Annotated in this window: 14 protein-coding genes; 8 read left to right on the top strand and 6 right to left on the bottom strand. The window is 41.9% G+C overall.

Annotation, left to right across the window (positions count from 1 at the left end; all coding sequences use genetic code 11):
- The first annotated feature begins 65 nt into the window (after window positions 1-65).
- The 4 genes from OSJ91_RS27685 to rlmN all read left to right on the top strand — a co-directional run bounded on the left by OSJ91_RS27685 (window position 66) and on the right by rlmN (window position 3,639).
- Window positions 66-1,286: a S1C family serine protease gene (locus OSJ91_RS27685; RefSeq protein WP_350300807.1), complete on the top strand. Its 1,221-nt coding sequence runs from the start codon at window positions 66-68 to the stop codon at window positions 1,284-1,286.
- A 181-nt stretch (window positions 1,287-1,467) separates the two neighbouring features.
- Window positions 1,468-1,629 carry a CxxH/CxxC protein gene (locus OSJ91_RS27680; RefSeq protein WP_065310847.1) on the top strand — a complete coding sequence of 54 codons (162 nt, stop codon included), beginning with the start codon at window positions 1,468-1,470 and terminating at the stop codon, window positions 1,627-1,629.
- A gap of 404 nt (window positions 1,630-2,033) precedes the next feature.
- Window positions 2,034-2,513: a 23S rRNA (pseudouridine(1915)-N(3))-methyltransferase RlmH gene (rlmH, locus tag OSJ91_RS27675; protein ID WP_350300806.1), complete on the top strand. Its 480-nt coding sequence runs from the start codon at window positions 2,034-2,036 to the stop codon at window positions 2,511-2,513.
- 58 nt (window positions 2,514-2,571) lie between these two features.
- The gene (gene rlmN / locus OSJ91_RS27670; protein WP_350300805.1) at window positions 2,572-3,639 is read left to right on the top strand and encodes a dual-specificity RNA methyltransferase RlmN; all 1,068 of its coding nucleotides are present in this window, start codon (window positions 2,572-2,574) and stop codon (window positions 3,637-3,639) included.
- A 78-nt stretch (window positions 3,640-3,717) separates the two neighbouring features.
- Here the strand turns inward: rlmN and OSJ91_RS27665 are convergent, their stop codons facing one another.
- Window positions 3,718-4,050: a heme oxygenase gene (locus tag OSJ91_RS27665; RefSeq protein ID WP_350300804.1), complete on the bottom strand. Its 333-nt coding sequence runs from the start codon at window positions 4,048-4,050 to the stop codon at window positions 3,718-3,720.
- Window positions 4,051-4,345: 295 nt separating this feature from the next.
- Between OSJ91_RS27665 and OSJ91_RS27660 the strand changes: the two genes are divergently transcribed.
- Both OSJ91_RS27660 and OSJ91_RS27655 read left to right on the top strand, forming a co-directional pair.
- Window positions 4,346-5,794 (top strand): DEAD/DEAH box helicase, encoded by a 1,449-nt coding sequence (locus OSJ91_RS27660; protein WP_350300803.1) that lies wholly within the window; start codon window positions 4,346-4,348, stop codon window positions 5,792-5,794.
- A 1,193-nt stretch (window positions 5,795-6,987) separates the two neighbouring features.
- Complete coding sequence (locus tag OSJ91_RS27655) at window positions 6,988-9,057, top strand: catalase (RefSeq protein WP_350300802.1); 2,070 nt, start codon at window positions 6,988-6,990, stop codon at window positions 9,055-9,057.
- Window positions 9,058-9,113: 56 nt separating this feature from the next.
- On the opposite strand, the gene pepT is transcribed toward OSJ91_RS27655, so the two are convergent.
- The 5 genes from pepT to OSJ91_RS27630 form a co-directional block, all read right to left on the bottom strand.
- Window positions 9,114-10,349, bottom strand: a complete 1,236-nt coding sequence (gene pepT, locus OSJ91_RS27650; protein WP_350302983.1) for a peptidase T — start codon at window positions 10,347-10,349, stop codon at window positions 9,114-9,116.
- A 141-nt stretch (window positions 10,350-10,490) separates the two neighbouring features.
- Window positions 10,491-11,954 (bottom strand): alpha-amylase, encoded by a 1,464-nt coding sequence (locus OSJ91_RS27645; RefSeq protein ID WP_485890804.1) that lies wholly within the window; start codon window positions 11,952-11,954, stop codon window positions 10,491-10,493.
- A 558-nt stretch (window positions 11,955-12,512) separates the two neighbouring features.
- On the bottom strand, window positions 12,513-14,234 hold the full coding sequence (locus tag OSJ91_RS27640; RefSeq protein WP_485890803.1) for a CotH kinase family protein: 1,722 nt from the start codon (window positions 14,232-14,234) through the stop codon (window positions 12,513-12,515).
- Between the two features lie 69 nt (window positions 14,235-14,303).
- On the bottom strand, window positions 14,304-14,999 hold the full coding sequence (locus OSJ91_RS27635) for a DUF4956 domain-containing protein (protein WP_133350739.1): 696 nt from the start codon (window positions 14,997-14,999) through the stop codon (window positions 14,304-14,306).
- A 35-nt stretch (window positions 15,000-15,034) separates the two neighbouring features.
- Window positions 15,035-15,718 carry a polyphosphate polymerase domain-containing protein gene (locus tag OSJ91_RS27630; protein ID WP_485890802.1) on the bottom strand — a complete coding sequence of 228 codons (684 nt, stop codon included), beginning with the start codon at window positions 15,716-15,718 and terminating at the stop codon, window positions 15,035-15,037.
- 257 nt (window positions 15,719-15,975) lie between these two features.
- Between OSJ91_RS27630 and OSJ91_RS27625 the strand changes: the two genes are divergently transcribed.
- Both OSJ91_RS27625 and OSJ91_RS27620 read left to right on the top strand, forming a co-directional pair.
- Window positions 15,976-17,328: a diaminobutyrate--2-oxoglutarate transaminase gene (locus OSJ91_RS27625; protein ID WP_485890801.1), complete on the top strand. Its 1,353-nt coding sequence runs from the start codon at window positions 15,976-15,978 to the stop codon at window positions 17,326-17,328.
- Window positions 17,329-17,335: 7 nt separating this feature from the next.
- A complete protein-coding gene (locus tag OSJ91_RS27620; RefSeq protein WP_485890800.1) occupies window positions 17,336-18,844 on the top strand; it encodes a pyridoxal phosphate-dependent decarboxylase family protein in 1,509 nt (502 codons plus the stop codon).

Below are 18,844 nucleotides of genomic sequence, written 5' to 3'. Positions count from 1 at the left end.
TGAGGGAGGATACCAAACAATAGAATTGCTATAATTCATTCCTAAAATGAGAGGATGGGGCGGTCTTGGGTTATTATGATCAGAATGATGAGAACCAAAATAAACGGAAAAAGAGCCATACGAGCTATTTTCTAGCAGGCTTGGGGGGCGCCATTATCGGGGCCTTACTTATTTTATTAGCCTTTCCGGGAAGTGGACTGTTAAATAACGATGATAACGAAATTACAACCGAAAAATCAACGGGAAGTGAGTCCACGGAGCAGGCTCAGCAAAACCTTACTGTTGATGTAACAAGTGCCGTCACCAATGCCGTTGATAAAGCCAGCGACGCAGTGGTCGGCATCACAAACATTCAGGAAACGAACTTCTGGGGTCAAGGGAGCAACGCCGAGGACAGTTCGGCAGAAGCCGGCACAGGTTCGGGAGTCGTCTACAAAAAAGATGGCGGCAAGGCCTATATCGTCACGAATAATCACGTCATTGAAGGCGCTAATGAACTGGAAGTGACATTAAGTGATGGCACTAAATTGCCAGCTGAACTACAAGGCAGTGACCCATGGACAGATTTAGCCGTCATTGTCGTGAATGGTGATAAAATCAAAACCATTGCAGAATTCGGAAAATCCGACAAATTGAAACCTGGTGAGCCTGTAATTGCCATTGGTAACCCACTAGGCCTTCAATTCTCTGGATCGATCACACAAGGAATCATCTCCGGTTTGGAGCGCACGATAGAGGTCGATATCAATGAGGACGGCCAAGTGGATTGGAATGCGGAGGTCATTCAGACCGATGCAGCGATTAATCCAGGTAACAGCGGGGGGGCACTCGTTAATATGTCAGGGCAGGTCATCGGAATAAATTCGATGAAGATTGCAGAAAATGCAGTGGAAGGAATCGGTCTTTCCATCCCAATCGATTCAGTTATCCCGATTATTAATGATATAGAGGAATTTGGTGAAGTGAAACGTGCTTTCTTGGGTGTGAACTTAGCATCTGTAGAAGAAATTTCCCAATACCATCAACAAAATACATTAAAGCTGCCAAGGAAAGTTACTTCTGGCGTTGCAATAACAGGCGTTCAAAGCAACTCTCCAGCATCCAAAGCAGGATTGAAGGAATTTGACGTCGTAGTTGGAATGGATAATGAAAAAATCCATGATGTCGTCGAATTAAGAAAATACCTTTACAATGAAAAACAAGTCGGTGATAAAGTTAAAATCACTTATTACCGTGACGGAAAGAAGGCAACTACGGAAGTCACGCTTTCAAGCAGCGAAATCTAAAACGCAAACGGACAGGGGGCGGGCATGCTTCCTGTCCTTTATATTTCCTTGCGATTTTCTTATTTTTTGTTACGATTACCTGTGGATATATAAAGAAATTAATGGAGTTCACCCAACCTGTGGATAATTGGGAACAGAAGTACTTGGAATAATGAAATGAGAGAGAAAGGAGATATGAAAGATGAAATTATATTGCTGTCAGGAGCATGTTGACATGGCGCTGGATGAAGTGGTATACGAGTGTGAAACCTATCCTGTTTTAACGCTGGTTCCTGAAGAAAATCAGTTATCAACAACCTGTGAATATTGTCGAAACGTGGCAATATATCTAGTAGGGAACTAATATTCCCATACAAGATGTGGATAGATTTTGTGGATATGTGGATAACTATTGTGGATAACATGTTTGTAACCTGTTCTTAACTTGTTCTTAACATTTTTCGAAGAATGAACCTGAGGGTGGAATTGTTTCAAGCTTTTTGTTGTTCAAATAAAAGAAGCTCTGTTGCAAAGTGGATCCTTGGAAATCCAGCATAATTCTTTATCGGATCTTAACTTGATCGATTGAAATTTTTTACCGTTGCCGATTTCAGGGGCAGCGGTTTTTATTTGAAGGGTCATGGAACCCCTTCATTAAAAATTGGAAAGGATATGCTTGTTTTGCTTATAGGTCACTGTAAGGTATGATAATAGGTAGGCAAATCCGACAACTGATAGTAAAACCATAATGAAAGTTAGAGGATATATATGAAAATAACGATTATTACTGTTGGCAAGCTAAAGGAAAAATACTTAAAGCAAGGTATTGCTGAATATACAAAAAGGTTAAGTGCCTATGCTAATATAGAACTTGTTGAAGTACCGGATGAAAAAGCTCCGGAGAACCTGAGTGCAGCGGACATGGACATTGTAAAGCAAAAGGAGGGTGAACGAATTCTGGCTAAAGTCAGCCCGGACACCTACGTGATAACGCTTGAAATCAATGGAAAACAGCTTACTTCAGAGCAGCTGGCCACTCATATGGATCAGCTCGCCACTTATGGAAAGAGCAAAATTGCCTTTATTATTGGCGGGTCGCTTGGACTTGGCACCGAGGTGTTATCAAGAAGCGATTATGCCCTTTCCTTCTCGAAAATGACTTTTCCGCATCAATTGATGAAACTGGTTCTTGTGGAGCAAATATATCGGGCTTATCGGATAAATAGAAATGAACCATATCATAAATAAAAGAACTGATTCCGAGGTTAACATATTAAATCTTAATGTAATGAAAAGAGGGTAACGAATGAATAAAGAGTCCATTTATGGTTTAACATTCGAACAATTGACAGCGTGGCTTTCGGACCATGGCCATAAAAAATTCAGAGCTTCCCAAGTTTGGGAGTGGCTTTATAGAACACGTGTGACGAATTTCTCTGAAATGACGGATGTTAATAAAGACTGCATAAAATTACTTGAAGAGCACTTTGTCATCCAGACTTTGACTGAGCACGTTAAGCAAGAATCAGCGGATGGTACGATCAAGTTTCTGTTTAAATTACAGGATGGAAACCTTATCGAAACGGTCATGATGAGACATAAATACGGAATTTCGGTTTGTGTCACCACCCAAGTGGGCTGCAATATTGGCTGCAGTTTCTGTGCAAGTGGATTATTGGCCAAAAGCCGTGATTTATCCAGCGGGGAAATAGTGGAACAAATCATGAACGTTCAACTGCATCTGGATAAATTGGAACAAGAGGATGTTGTAAGTCATGTTGTTGTAATGGGGATTGGCGAACCGTTCGATAACTTTGAAAACATGATAGACTTTTTGAAGGTGCTCATGGACCATAAGGGTCTTGCTATCGCTGCTAGGCGGATTACTGTTTCAACGAGCGGTCTTGCCAATAAGATTTATGAATTCACCGATACCCAATTACAGGTGAATCTGGCCATCTCATTACATGCGCCGAATAATGAACTCAGGACACGAATCATGAAAATAAACCGAGGTATACCGATAGAAAAATTAATGAAATCTCTTGATTATTATTTAGAGAAAACGAATAGGAGAATTACGATCGAATATATCCTATTGAAAGATGTTAATGACCATCAAGAAGAAGCCGAGCAACTCGCCGATCTTCTTGATGACAAAAAACATCGGCTCTATGTCAACCTGATCCCATATAATCCTGTAGATGAGCATAGCCAATACCAAAGAAGTGAAAAAGAGTCCGTTCTCTCGTTTTATGATACGCTGAAAAAGAGAGGCATCAATTGTAAAATCCGCCAAGAACATGGAACGGATATTGATGCGGCTTGCGGTCAGCTTAGAAGTAAACAAATCAAGAAAGCTGAAGCCCAATAATTTATTAAGAGAGACCCAAGCCAGAAACCCCATCAAAAAGAGGCCGCATATTTTGCGGCCTCTTTTGGTGTGATTTTATTATTTAGCTATTTCTTTTACTGAGGCGACTTCATAAGTAGTAAGCTCGCTGCCTAGAATTGGAGATTCTTTTTTTGCTTCACCGGAACCTGGTTCAGGCCGTTTATGTGCAGCTTTGAATGCATCGCTATTTCTCCAAGCAGTAAAGTTATCTAGGTTTTCCCAGTACATATTAACGCTCAGTTCATCGTGATCCGACAAATTCTGCGTTAATAATACTTCAACTTTTACGAAGCCTTCCATAGTATCAAGTGGACCTGGTGCAGTAAATCCTGGGGCCATGACTGCCCCCATCCCTTTTTTGACTCTGATTCTATTCGTTACGATTATCATAAATCAGCTCTCCTTTTGGACTTCGGTTTAGAATCTACACCCTATTTTTACGCAATTTCATACATATTTTAGCATATTGAAAGAAGCAGGGTCCATTTTGATTAACTCTGATCATGAGATCCTGATGACCCTTGTTTTAATGAAGACGGACGCTTCATTATATTGAAATAAAGCAATTGAATTTGGATATTACAAGGTTTATCGATGCATATCGCGTATAATAGAAATCTGTATAAGGAAATTACGATTATGGAAACAATAAGGCAACATACTAAACAACAAAAGAGGCTGTTATATGAATGAATTAAGTTTTACTGATTATACATTAAGCGATGAAATTGTAAGGGCATTAGAAAGCTTGGGATATCATCGTCCAACCGAGGTACAGCGTGAAGTGATTCCAGTGGCGCTGAAAAAGCGTGATCTTGTCGTAAAATCGCAAACGGGAAGCGGCAAGACCGCTTCATTCGGCATACCGATCTGCGAAATGGTCGATTGGGAGGAGAATAAGCCTCAGGCGCTTATTTTAACACCGACACGTGAGCTTGCCGTGCAGGTTAAAGAGGATATTACGAATATTGGCAGATTTAAGAGGATAAAGGCTACTGCGGTTTATGGAAAACATCCATTCGCACTGCAAAAAGCGGAATTGAAACAAAAAAGCCATGTAGTCGTTGGAACCCCGGGGCGTGTTCTGGATCATATCGAGAAAGGGACATTCGCCTTGGAACGCTTAACTCATTTAGTTATTGATGAAGCGGATGAAATGCTGAATATGGGCTTCATTGAACAAGTGGAAGCCATTATTAAAGAGCTTCCGAAAGATAGAGTAACCATGCTGTTCTCTGCTACGTTACCTGAGAGTATAAAAAAGCTATGCAAGCAATATATGAAAGATCCTTTGGATATTGAAATCAAAGCAAAGGGATTAACGACGGAGAAAATTGAACATGCTCTTATTGAAGTGAAGGAAGATGATAAGTTTTCCCTGCTTAGAGACGTCACCATCACGGAAAACCCCGATAGCTGTATCATTTTCTGCCGGACAAAAGATAGGGTGGACCAAGTATGTGAGCAGCTGCTGGAACTGGAATATCCGTGTGATATGATTCACGGCGGCATGCTTCAGGAAGATCGCCTTGCAGTGATGAATGAATTCAGAAGAGGTGAATTCCGCTATTTGGTTGCGACAGATGTTGCTGCACGTGGAATTGACATCGACAATATAACCCATGTGATTAACTATGACCTGCCATTGGAAAAGGAAAGTTACGTACATCGGACTGGAAGAACGGGACGAGCCGGTAAAAAAGGAAAGGCCATTACTTTTGTGACGCCGTACGAAGACAAATTCCTTACTGAGATTCAAAGCTATATCGGTTTTGAAATCCCTAAGATGACTGTTCCTTCAAAAGAGGAAGTCTCCAATAAAAAAATGGAATTCGAAGCGAAACTGGAAGCTCGTCCAAAGATCAAAAAAGATAAAAGTGAACAATTGAATAAACAAATCATGAAGCTGTATTTTAATGGCGGCAAGAAAAAGAAACTCAGGGCTGTGGATTTTGTCGGAACCATCGCTAAGATTGATGGAGTGAATGCAGAGGACATCGGGATCATTACGATCCAGGATAATGTTTCTTATGTGGAAATATTGAATGAAAAGGGACCGCTTGTCTTGAAAGTGATGAAAAATACGAAAGTAAAAGGCAAGCTTTTGAAGGTTTCAGAGGCCTTTAAGAACTAAAAGAGAAAGAAGCGGGAGGGTTATCTAACTAAGGATAACCAATTAAAGTTGGTTCTGTTTGTTTGTAGGCAAAAGGGGTTCTATCTAGTTTTTAAAAAAGTTGATTGGAACGTAAGGAACGAGATTCCTGCGGGGGAATCGTGTCCAGGGGAGACCCGAAGGGCAATGGCGCCGAGAGCGGACCGCACGCGGAAAGCGAGTGTCTAGAGTGGAAAACAACGTTCCTGTAGAAAAAAGTGGGGTGGTGGAAGTTTTGAGAGTAAACCTCCACCGCTTTTTTCTTGCTAAAAAAAGCTTCTTTTATTTTTTTTGAAATTTTATAAATTCTAAATACATCATAGGGAAAACAATTACAAACATTATTATAAAACCTATTATTATTCCTACCAAACTTTTATCCTGAGTTATGGACATGGATACATAATAGAACGCTACACTCGTAATAATTAAATATAATAAATATCTTAAATACTTCATTTTGTCATATCAATCCACCCATCGTTTTTTTACTACCCCTAAAGTAGATCTTCTAAAAAAGCTCGCCCTCAAAATATTTTCCGAAATCTTCTGATGAATTATAACCATGTTAATGCATTTGAATAAAAAAATGGACCTGAACCTATATTTACAGCAAAAATATTAAGAAAAATTATTAATATTAGGCATTTAGTCTGTATATTATTATTCTTTTCTAGTGATAATTTAATTGGAAAACGTCTAGATAGACATCGTTCATATTACGTTTTGATAGTCCGCCGGAAAAAATTCGACCTATACACAGATGATTCGACCCACCGGGGGAAAATTCGACCTCCCCCGAAATGATCCGTCCTCACTGAAATAGTAGTTTTTTTGTTTATGAGGAGGTTAAGATTCTTTCTCCAAATTCTGTTTATCCATTAAAACAGAGTGGTATATGAGGAAGGATGACGCAATTATTTCGAAACAATAAATACATCTGTTTGTAGAAAAAAGGGGTTTATCTAATTTTAAAACAAAGTTGATTGGAACGTAAGGTGCGAGACTCCTGCGGGAAAAGCGAGTCAAGGGGAGACCCCGCAGGCGCAAAGGCGCCGAGGAGGCTCGCGGACCGCCCGCGGAAAGCGAGTGCCTGGAGTGGAGGTCAACGATCCTGTAGACAATAAACAACACGATTAAATCTGAATTCTTAGACATGGAGGGGAATGAGTGGGATGACGAAAGCAAATGAAAGCGGAAGAATCGATGAGCAAAGTAAGCAGCAGCAGTTGGATCAATATCGAGTGGACGATAATGGGAAAAAGATGACGACTAACCAAGGTTTGCGTGTTTCTGAGGATGAGCATTCTTTAAAAGCGGGAACCCGTGGTCCAACTTTGATGGAGGATTTTCATTTTCGTGAAAAAATGACTCATTTTGACCATGAGCGTATTCCCGAGCGGATTGTCCATGCGCGTGGATCGGGAGCACATGGATATTTTCAGGTATATGAACCGATGACCGAATATACAAAAGCCAAGTTTCTTCAAGACCCTTCAGTCAAGACACCAGTATTCGTTCGTTACTCCACTGTGGCAGGTTCCCGCGGATCGGCAGACTCGGTCCGTGATGTAAGGGGATTCTCTACAAAGTTTTATACGGAGGAAGGAAACTATGATTTGGTCGGAAATAATATTCCCGTATTTTTTATCCAGGATGCCATTAAGTTCCCGGATTTAATCCATGCGGTTAAACCGGAGCCTCATAATGAAATACCTCAGGCCGCGTCTGCCCATGATACTTTTTGGGATTTCGTCGCAAACAATGAAGAAACGGCACATATGGTCATGTGGCATCTATCTGATAGGGCCATACCGAGAAGTTTCCGGATGATGGAAGGGTTTGGTGTCCACACATTCCGTTTTGTAAATGAACAAGGCGTTGCCCATTTCGTTAAATTTCATTGGAAGCCTCTACTGGGAGTTAAATCCCTTGTCTGGGATGAGGCACAGAAAATTGCAGGGAAGAATCCTGATTTTCACCGCCAAGATCTGTGGGAAGCGATAGATACCGGAAATTATCCTGAATTTGAATTTGGCGTCCAAATGATTAAGGAAGAAGATGAATTCAAATTCGACTTTGATATCCTTGATCCTACTAAACTATGGCCGGAAGAACAAATCCCGGTTAAAATAATCGGAAAAATGGTTTTGAACCAAAATACGGATAACTTTTTTGCAGAGACGGAACAGATAGCTTTCCATCCGGGGCATGTTGTGCCTGGTATTGACTTTTCAAATGATCCGCTGCTTCAGGGACGTTTATTCTCATACACCGATACCCAGCTATCCCGATTGGGAGGACCGAACTTCCATGAGCTTCCGATTAATAGGTCGGTTGCCCCCGTCCATAATAATCAGCGCGATGGCATGCACAGAATGTCAATAAATCCAGGGCCGGTCAGCTACCACAAAAATTCCCTTGCAGGCAACTCTCCTGAACCTGCTTCGGAAGAGGAAGGCGGCTATGCACATTACCAGGAAAAAGTCGATGGCAGAAAGGTCCGGCAGCGCAGTGAAAGCTTCAAGGATCATTACAGCCAGGCTAAACTATTTTGGAATAGCATGACGGAAGTGGAGAAGGAGCATATTATACAGGCTTTCCACTTTGAAGTGGGAAAAGTGAAAAATAAGGACGTTCAGCAGCAAATTGTCGAGATGTTCAGCAATGTAGATGTCGAACTGGCCAAAACGATCGCTATTGGAGTGGGCGTGAAGCCTCCATCCAACAAAAGTGAGGTCAAAATGGACTTGGCTTCTCCAGCTTTAAGCCAGGAGCAAATGAAAGTGAACACGGCCGCAACAAGAAAAGTGGCAATCCTGGCCGCAGATGGTTTCAACGGGCCGGAGGTTGATCAAGTCTTGGAATCATTTAAATCTGCAGGTATAACGGCTGAAATCATCAGCATTAATCGTGGGTTGATTACAAGTTCTGAAGGACAGCAGGTCGAGGTGAATCAGACATTCCTGACAGCCGATTCGGTACTTTTCGATGCTGTATATGTGGCAGGAGGCCAGGAGAGTGTCGATGCCTTAAAGGCGTCCAAGGAACCCATTCACTTTGTTGATGAAGCCTACAATCATTTCAAAGCGATTGGAGCGGGAAAAGAAGGAGCCGAGATCTTATCGAAGGCAGGCATCGTTTCCAATGATCCAGCCGGAGGCATTGTAGCTATTACGGATAAAAATAGTGGTTATGCCTTTATCGAGGCAATTGCCAAGCACCGTCACTGGACACGCGCTTAATATTGAAAAACCCCCAGACATGGAGTCTGGGGGTTTTTCAATAAACAGGTATCATGCTACTTTGCCTTTTCTTCAAAAAGCGATGCAATGCCAACGATCACCTTAGTGGCCAGTATCATATTATCGACGGAAATAAATTCATATTTGCCATGAAAGTTCTCCCCGCCCGTAAAGATATTGGGTGTTGGCAGGCCCATATACGATAATTGAGAACCATCCGTACCACCGCGTATTGGTGAGATTTTCGGTTTTATATCGAGTTTCTCCATTGCTTCATGGGCAATATCCACGATTTCCTTCACGGGCTCAATTTTTTCCTTCATGTTGAAGTATTGGTCGTGTAATTCAAGCTGGATCCGGTTTTGCCCATATTTTTCTTTTAAATCCTCGATTACTTTTGTTATATATTCCTTGCGGTCATTGAATTTTTGGCGGTCGAAATCCCTGATGATGTAAGAAAGCTTGGTCTCTTCCACGTCACCGTGAAATGAAAGCAGATGATAAAATCCTTCGTAATCCTCCGTATATTCCGGTGCTTCTGCCACTGGGAGCTTATTATGGAATTCCATTGCGATTTTGGCTGAGTTGACCATTTTTCCTTTAGCCGTACCAGGGTGAATATTCGTCCCTTTGATCAGGATTTTGGCCGATGCTGCATTGAAGCTCTCATATTCAAGTTCTCCAAGTGGGCCACCGTCCACGGTGTAGGCAAATTGGGCATCAAAAGCATCTACATCAAACTTATGGGGTCCCCTTCCGATTTCCTCATCGGGAGTAAAAGCAACACGGATTTTTCCATGCTTGATTTCCGGATGCTGGATCAAATAATCCATGGCAGTCATGATTTCGGCAATTCCAGCCTTATTATCAGCTCCCAACAGGGTTGTCCCATCCGTTGTAATCAAGGTATGCCCTTTATAGTTCTTAAGCGAAGGAAAATCATCAGGTGAAAGAATGACATCCAATTTTTCATGTAAAGTAAGATCTTTGCCATCATAGTTGTCAACGATTTGCGGTTTTACATCTTTTCCAGTGAAATCCGTTGCTGTATCGACATGGGCCAAGAAACCGATTGTCGGGACATCCTTATTTGAATTGGCTGGCAATGTTGCCATCACATAGCCGTTCCCATCAATTGTCACATCCTTCATCCCAATGGATTGAAGTTCCTTGACCAATGCATTTGCCAAGGTCAACTGTCCGGGAGTAGAGGGGCAAGAGGGATTTTCCTCATTCGATTGGGTATCCACTTTCACATAAGAAGTGAATCTTTCAATGATTTCATTTTTCATTTTTCCTTCAACTCCTTTTTCCCTTATCTTACCATGATTGTCCAGAATGGAAAAATTATCTTTTTCCAAATCTTCTAGGGTGGTGTCATCAGCAAAGAACAGCATATCTGCAAAAGACATGCCGTTCCTTGCTATCTCTTTTTAGAGTGGATTATTCAAGGCCCATACGGATACGCTTTTCCCATGAACGGGGAATGTTGCGAACCCATCTTCTTCAATGGTAATGTGGTCATCTCTATGACAAGTTAAATCACTCCAGATTTCACCAGCCCGATGTTCACCGACGAACATCCTTTTTTCACTGTTGTGATCTCCATTAGAGATAATGACCGCACACCCCGAGCCTTCTAGCTCTTCAACTCCGTGCCGGACCCAGCCTATCGTATTTGGATCATCAAAGTAGTCGGTCTGTTCTCCGTAAGCTTTTTCATACCTAGCATATAATAGTCGATCCAGGATATCCTTTTTCCCAGGCACCGGAGAAGGTCCGCCGATTCCATAATAGTCCCCGTAAAAGACACACGGATAGCCGCAAAGTCTAAGCAAGGTAAGTGCATATGCCGATGGCTTGAACCAGTCCTTTACCCAAGACTCCAGTGATTCATGAGGCTGGGAGTCATGGTTATCGACAAAAGTGACAGCCTCTGCAGGATTGGTTTGGACGAGGGTATCATCAAAGATGGTTGAGAGGTCGAAGTCTGTTCCTGCGTTTGAGGCCTCATGAAATTTATAATGCAGGGAAACATCGAACAAGTTGAGGTCATGATTGGTTTGGTCTAAGTAAGTTTGACAGGCTTTAACATCCGCCTTCCAAAATTCGCCGACCATGAAAAAATGTTCCTTTGTATAAGGAATGAGTTCTTGGAGAAATTCATTGATGAATTCATAATCGATATGTTTAACGGCGTCCAAACGAAAACCATCACATTTTAACGTATCAACCATCCATTTTCCCCAGCTAATCATTTCCTGACGAACTTCCGGCAGGCTGTAATCGATGTTGGCAAACATTAAATAATCGTAGTTTCCGAATTCATCGATGACATGCTTATTCCAGTGCTTATTTTCGCCTGTGATGCGATATACGCCCATTTTGTCGTTTTCGGCATCATAGTCTGTACCATTGAAATGAGTATGGTTCCACTTAAAGTCAGAGTATTTATTTTTACGTCCCGGAAAATCGAATTTTGTCCAGCCTTCCATTTCGAATGGTTCTGAGATATCTTCCATACGGTTGTCTGGATTGACTTCAATCACCTCGAATTTTTCGGTTCCGTCAGCTCCTGCCTTATGGTTCATGACTAAATCGATATAAACGCAAAGTCCGTAGTTATGACAGGTGGCTATTGCCTGCAGCAATTCATCTTTCGTCCCGTATTTGGTACGAACGGTTCCTTTTTGGTCAAATTCCCCCAAATCGTAACCGTCATATATTCCATATCCATTATCCCCAACGGATTGCCCTTTGGTGACTGGCGGAAGCCAAACGCAGTCAATTCCTATATCCTTCAACTTGGAGGCTGCATATTTCAATCTTTCCCAATGAGAACCATCTGCCTCAAGATGCCACTCAAAAAATTGCATCATCGTATGATTTCTTTTCATCCGTTCCCCCCCTGACACCGACCTGTTTTAATAAAAGTGAAACTAATGCGATCGGATAAAGTAATAATGGAAATCTTTACCCACTAAAATCAAATGATAAACAAGTGAACAATCCTCAGGATAGAGGTTCATCTACCTCTCTATTTTACTATTTTATACAAAATAAGGGTATTTTATATTGATTAGCAGCTAAAAATAATTCAAATGTGTAGGAATAGCCCGGAAAAGGCATAGGCTACATCAATAAAAAAGGCATCCCGAATAAATTGGGATACCTCAGACTGTAGATAAACTCGATGAAAATAAAGTTTGCCCACAGTTTTTTTATGGCTTTGACAATTTGACCGTTGATTTCCCCTCCAGGTACTCGCTTTCCGCGGGCGGTCCGGGAGCCTCCTCGGCTTAAGCCTGCGGGGTCTCCCCTAGACGCGCTTTTCCCGCAGGAGTCTCGCACCTTACACTCCAATCAACGTTGTTATAAAATTTAGATAGAACCTCTTTTGCAAGATATCCCGAATATTTTGAAATACCTTTTTCGTATTGGAGGGGGATAGTCTATCATCCTTTTTTACCTCTTCGTTTAAAGAAGTGGGCGAAAGCAATTGCACCTAATAATAAGATTAGAAGCACGGAAGATAGAATGATCGTATCTTTTGAGGAGCTGCTGTTACCTGCCCCCTTTTGGGCCATGTTCCCGGTTATACCAGGAGGTGCACCATTCCCGCCCCGGTCCATGTCAGGTGGCTGCATCGCAGCCCCATTCTCGCCGCCCATGTTTGGTGGTTGCTGCCCTGCATTTGCGTCATCGCCGATATTAGGAGCTCCGCCGCCCATACTGCTTTCTGTCTCGGCTTCCACGACCAGGTCTCCTGAAAGCTGTGCTAAGATTGATTCAGCACGTATGACAGCGAAGTCAACCAGGGTTTCCTCGCCTGACGTTGCTTCTGTATACTCGTCCATTGTATAAAACTTGGTCGGGTCCTTTTTCACATATGGTGTGATCAATGTAGAAATTTCAGTCGTCATTGCTGTCATATTTTCTTCAGAGAAAAAATCTGTGGCAATGTCGTCCAGATAATCATAATATTTTTCACGGTACTCGTCGTTGGAAAGCAGGGCATTCAATAAAGGGCGCTCTTCAAGGGTCGTACCTGAAACAGGCTCGGTAATGCTGAAGTTGATATTACTTTCATTCATGAAATTTGAACTCATATCCATCATTCCGCCACCGTTCATATTCGGTGCCCCTCCAAGGAGTTCCTTGTCATCCTGCTTAGTGTCATCGGCGTTACCCTCAGCAGCCGTTCCATCTTTTTGGTCAGCGGTTTCTTGATCAGAGTTGCCCGCCAGTCGCCCGCCGCCTCCGGAATAACCGCCAAATGACATATTATAGTCCCAAGGCAATATCGAAAAGACCCCGTTCTCTTCATACAGGTAGTAATTGTGCTTTTTATCTCCTTGATAGTGATCGAGGTTGACAAGGGCAGTATTGGCTGCGAAATAGCGCAGCATCTCATCGACATCCAGGACTTCCTCCAGATTCCCACCATTATTAATGCTATCAAGCATTTTGATCATGGCTGATTGGTCCGAATTATCGTTTGTTTTCAAGTTTATTCCTGTGTAGTCATCAATGTCTTCGCTGATCCACTTTAAATCGCTTCCCGTACCATCCGGATAATAGAGATCGCCTGTGCCATCAGTGAAGTTGGTGTTTAGAAAGGTTTCTTCTATAGCTTCCACCCCTAGATAAAGGCCCCATTCCTTTCCGTTGATGGTCACGTACATATAGGAATGACCAGGAGTCGCTATGCCCATCTTGTCCATTAATTCATAGGAAAGGTATTCTCTCATATAGGTTGGGTCACTGTAATTATTGTTTAGGGCCAACTTTTTCAGGCCGTGTAAATCTTGATCTTCCTGATAATAATCAAAGTCTATCTTCCAGCTGTAACGATCGGAATCTTCCATTTGAACAACGGAATTCAAGGAAAGGTTTCCCTTGGTGCGAAATCCCACGTTTTTAACCGTCTCCCCATCTATCGTTACATCGGCATTTACGATCTCCTTTTCAGTGGGGTTTTCCAGGATGGAATCCAAATCCTCATCAGCCAATATTATATCAACGGTTGTCACCTTACTTTGATCAAATACAGATTCTGTATAAGTATTTCCTTTAGTGGCTTTTTCAACTTGAAGATTGGGAAGGAAAAATAGCACTGCTATAAAAATCATTATCAATAATCCAATGGTCGCTACTACATATCTTGTTTTTAACATGCCTTGGCTCCTTCCTCCTGTAGTCTTATATAGAGGGGTGGGCATGGATATTTATGTCCGCCATCTATCTTAAGCTGTGAAGTTGCCATCATAACTTAACATGATGGCAGAGTGAACGCTGTTCATGTCCTTGACTTGATTAATGAATTCGGCATTATTATCTTTTAATCGAATTTCATATGTCACTTCGAGGTTATTATCCGCCATGACGGATTTCGATTTGACGGAATGCTTTTTCACCTTGTTGGATATCATTTCTTCCAACGTTTTTTCAATTGACGCATCTGAATATTTAACGATTAATAAAAATGGATTTTCAACAGTGATCCGATTGGCAAATATGAGCATGACGATACCTATTAAGATTGCACCGATGATAACCAGCGGAATTAGTCCTGCCCCGCATAAAATCCCGGAGGCCGCCGCCCAGAATAGGAAGACCAAGTCCATGGGATCTTTGATGGGCGTTCTGAATCGTACGATGGAGAGGGCACCGACCATACCAAGGGAGATAACGATATTCGTTGATATGCCCATGATGATCAAAGCCGTGGCCATTGTCATGATGATGAGGGATATATTGAAATTGTGTGAGTACATCACACCGGAAAAGGTCTTCTTATAAATGACGTAAATGAACAATCCGATGGCAAATGCCAACAGTAATCCTATTAGGGAGTCAATGATTGAAAAGCTCTCGGTCTTGTCCAAAAAGCTTGATTTGAAAATATCATTAAAAGTGGTGCTAGTTGTCGTCGTATCCATTTGCTATTCCTCCAAATATTATGTGTTTGCTGCAATCAGCCGTATCTTCTGCTTAGTTGGTATTTTGAAAAAGCTGTTTTTCTAGTATCGATGATGGATAACAATTGTTTGATGATATCCGGAAGAAATTCGTCAAACTTTATTTCCAGGATGACACAATTTGGGTCTAAAGCATCAACCACGATTAATTCGGGATTCAGGAAGTCCGTATCCCGATAGCTCGATTTCACATTACTGTCAAAGGTGACCCGCACATTTCCGTACTCATAGATGAATACCTCTCTTTCATAGTCAACGACGGTCGTCGGCTTGATTTGGAAAAGGGTCATTTGAACGTATAAGTCCTTGAGGATAGCCCTTGAATCTTCGGACATCCAACCTATATCCCCTGAACGAATCCGTTCGTATTCTCTAGCAGAAAGCCTGCACTTCTGTTTATAGGTAAGGTTATTCCGCTTACTCTTTTTTTCTAGATTGATGAAATCGGTATTATGATCATAAAGTCTAGCCCTGAACTTATCCCTGTGATAGAATCCCTCTGTTTTTTGCCGCAGGATTTTATTGTCAAAGTTATCGAAATAGACACTTCGAATTAAATATTTCCCATCCAGTCCATGCGGATCAAGGCTCATGAAGTTTTGCAGATTATTTCTTAATAAATGACAATCCGCTTTGGTGATTGCATGTTTGAGCTCCCGCCTTCCCTTTAAACCATTCATTGTTGGTTCCTCCTTTTCCTTGATTTTTGAATGCATTCAGCTTATTAACTGAATCTTAATAAAACCTTAACAACATTTTTAAATTCAATAGATAAATAGAGATTAGTCCCCAGTTTTAACCTTTTCTTAATTTTATTGGAATTTACTAGAAGAAAAATGAGTGGATTTACTCATTGAGAATAATTATCATTATCATTAGAATAGGGTACACGATAATGATAATTATTCTCAATTAATTCAATACATGGAGGTTTACTATGATAACTTATACGCTTACAAAAAATGACCAACTACTGGAACAACAAAATACAAGGGAATCAAATGCCCGATCTTATCCTAGAAGATTACCCATGGCAATCGATCAAGCGGAGGGAATTTACCTAACAGACATGGATGGAAAACGATATATTGATTTTCTTGCCGGGGCTGGAACATTAGCGCTCGGACACAATCATCCTGCAGTGCTTGAAGCAATGGAAAAAGTTCTTAAGGATAAACGTCCTTTACATACATTGGACTTTACGACGCCAATCAAAGAACAATTCGTCGATGAAATTTTTGAATGCCTGCCTGAGGAATTTAGGAAAAATGCAAAAATTCAATTCTGTGGTCCTACTGGCGGAGATGCCATTGAGGCAGCACTCAAACTGGTTAAAACAGCGACAGGCAACAGAAGCATTTTATCTTTCCAGGGAGCTTACCACGGGGCAACGCATGCAACCATGTCAATCAGCGGCAATACAAAACCAAAGGAAAAAATACAAGGGTTGATGCCGGATGTACAATTCCTGCCGTATCCCTATCAATATCGCTGTCCCTTCGGAATAGGCGGAGTAGAAAGCCATAAAATCAGCAGCCAGTATATCGAAAATCTATTGAATGATCCCGAATCAGGATTATTGGCACCTGCAGGGATGATTTTAGAGGCAGTACAAGGCGAGGGTGGTTCCATTCCAGCTCCAATTCCATGGCTTAAGGAAATCAGAAGAATAACAAAAGAGAAGGGCATTCCGCTAATTATCGACGAAGTTCAATCAGGTATCGGCCGTACAGGGAAGATGTTTGCCTTTGAACATGCAGGAATCGTTCCGGACGTTCTAGTACTATCCAAAGCAATAGGCGGAAGTCTTCCATTATCAGTGGTGATTTATAACAAAGAGCTGGACCTATGGTCTCCAGGTGCACATATCGGTACATTCCGCGGAAATCAAATGGCGATGGCAGCGGGAACAGCAACTTTAAAATACATGAAAGAGACGAATCTTGTAGAGCATGCCGCTAAAATGGGAGAAATCTTAAAGGATATTCTTAAAGATTTGCAAAAAGATATTCCGCAGATCGGGGATGTCAGGGGCCGGGGATTAATGGTCGGTGTGGAAATGATCAATCATGAAGAACCGCAAAATGCGAATGGAAGCCACCCTGCTGATTCGCAACTTGCCAGTGCCATTCAACAGGAATGTTTTCAAAGAGGGTTGATTCTGGAAGTTGGCGGCAGACATGGAAGTGTAGTGAGGTTCTTGCCTCCATTGATCGTAACGGAATCCCAGCTTCGCGAGGCCACTGCAATTTTTGAACAAGCTGTTCGTGCAGCTGTTGCAAGAGGGTGAATGATCAATGATCGAAACGATAAATAAAACGGATATTGCTTATTCACGATTGTTCTTGAATAACGAGGAAGGCTTTAATAACTATAGCCAGTCATTAAACATCATTGAAAAAAAGCTGACCAACTTTTTAAAAGGTAATAATTCACCATACTCTGGGAAAAAACCGTATGAAATCGAAGCAAGATTAAGCGAGCTGACCCTCGCTTCTCCAAAAGGAAAGACAATGGAAGCGGTAGCGGATGAGCTGGCAGAGTTTGTTATTAATGACAGCATCAATGTACACAGCCCTGCTTGTATCGGACATTTGCATTGCCCGACATTAATCCCTGCGGTGGCTGCCGAAATGATTATCGGTACGTTGAATCAATCCATGGATTCATGGGACCAAAGCTCGGCTGCAACCTTCGTTGAAGAGCGTTTAATAGATTGGCTGTGCAGTCAGGTAGGGTTGCCGGAACAAGCGGATGGGATTTTCACAAGCGGTGGAACCCAATCTAATTATATGGGCCTGCTATTGGCTAGGGACGCTTATTGTAAGCGTGTCTGGGGTGTTGACGTTCAACAGCATGGCTTGCCGGTCGAGGCGAAAAAATTGCGGATCTTATGCTCCGAGGCTGCCCACTTTACGGTTCGTAAATCAGCGGCACAGCTGGGGCTTGGTGAACAGGCTGTAATCACGATTAAAACGGATTCAAATCATCGTCTGTCCGTAGCTGAATTAAATCAACAACTGCTGCAATTAGAGGAACAGGGTTTACTTCCCTTTGCCATCGTTGCAACTTGTGGAACCACGGATTTTGGTTCAATCGATCCATTACACGAATTGTCCGAAGCTGCAAGGAAGAATGGGATATGGTTGCATGTGGATGCCGCATATGGAGGCGCGATGATTTTAAGTAAGGATTACAAAGAGTTGATCAGCGGAATTGAACGGGCCGACTCGATTACGGTCGATTTTCACAAATTATTCTATCAACCCATCAGCTGTGGTGCTTTTCTTGTCTCTGACAGCAACTCATTTCAATATATCCAGCATCACGCAGATTATTTGAATCCACAGGAAGATGAAGCGGAGGGCATGGTTCACTTAGTCAATAAATCGGTTCAAACGACGAGAAGGTTCGACGCACTGAAACTCTGGATGTCATTGAAGGTCGTTGGACTGGATGCCTTTGCCGAAATGATCGATTATACTTGTCACCTTGCACGTGAAGCGGCTGTGAAGATCGATAAAGAGGAAGGATTCACAGTATTGAATAAAGACCCTGAATTGAATGCGGTTGTATTCCGTTATAATCCCGAAGGAGAAAGTGATCAGTTAGTAAATCTATTAAATAAACATATTCAGCAAGAATTACTGATAAGCGGACGTGCATTTTTAGCAAAAACTCGTTTTGAAGGCCAGGTATATTTAAAAATGACACTATTGAATCCAATGACAAGGCTTGAACACATAGAGGAAATTTTAGACGAAATTCGAGTATTAGGTGAAATGTTCAAGATGATGGAGGAATGA

It is taken from the genome of Bacillus sp. T-10(2022) (genome assembly GCF_056502895.1).
This window is presented reverse-complemented; position numbering and strand designations above follow the sequence as displayed.

What these genes read in the sequence shown, in the direction of transcription:
- OSJ91_RS27655 (WP_350300802.1), top strand. Translation starts at nt 6,988, where the DNA reads ATGACGAAAGCAAATGAAAGCGGAAGAATCGATGAGCAAAGTAAGCAG.
- rlmN (WP_350300805.1), top strand. Translation starts at nt 2,572, where the DNA reads ATGAATAAAGAGTCCATTTATGGTTTAACATTCGAACAATTGACAGCG.
- OSJ91_RS27680 (WP_065310847.1), top strand. Translation starts at nt 1,468, where the DNA reads ATGAAATTATATTGCTGTCAGGAGCATGTTGACATGGCGCTGGATGAA.
- OSJ91_RS27645 (WP_485890804.1), bottom strand. Translation starts at nt 11,954, where the DNA reads ATGAAAAGAAATCATACGATGATGCAATTTTTTGAGTGGCATCTTGAG.
- OSJ91_RS27640 (WP_485890803.1), bottom strand. Translation starts at nt 14,234, where the DNA reads ATGTTAAAAACAAGATATGTAGTAGCGACCATTGGATTATTGATAATG.
- OSJ91_RS27630 (WP_485890802.1), bottom strand. Translation starts at nt 15,718, where the DNA reads ATGAATGGTTTAAAGGGAAGGCGGGAGCTCAAACATGCAATCACCAAA.
- OSJ91_RS27620 (WP_485890800.1), top strand. Translation starts at nt 17,336, where the DNA reads ATGATCGAAACGATAAATAAAACGGATATTGCTTATTCACGATTGTTC.
- rlmH (WP_350300806.1), top strand. Translation starts at nt 2,034, where the DNA reads ATGAAAATAACGATTATTACTGTTGGCAAGCTAAAGGAAAAATACTTA.
- OSJ91_RS27660 (WP_350300803.1), top strand. Translation starts at nt 4,346, where the DNA reads ATGAATGAATTAAGTTTTACTGATTATACATTAAGCGATGAAATTGTA.
- OSJ91_RS27665 (WP_350300804.1), bottom strand. Translation starts at nt 4,050, where the DNA reads ATGATAATCGTAACGAATAGAATCAGAGTCAAAAAAGGGATGGGGGCA.
- OSJ91_RS27625 (WP_485890801.1), top strand. Translation starts at nt 15,976, where the DNA reads ATGATAACTTATACGCTTACAAAAAATGACCAACTACTGGAACAACAA.
- pepT (WP_350302983.1), bottom strand. Translation starts at nt 10,349, where the DNA reads ATGAAAAATGAAATCATTGAAAGATTCACTTCTTATGTGAAAGTGGAT.
- OSJ91_RS27635 (WP_133350739.1), bottom strand. Translation starts at nt 14,999, where the DNA reads ATGGATACGACGACAACTAGCACCACTTTTAATGATATTTTCAAATCA.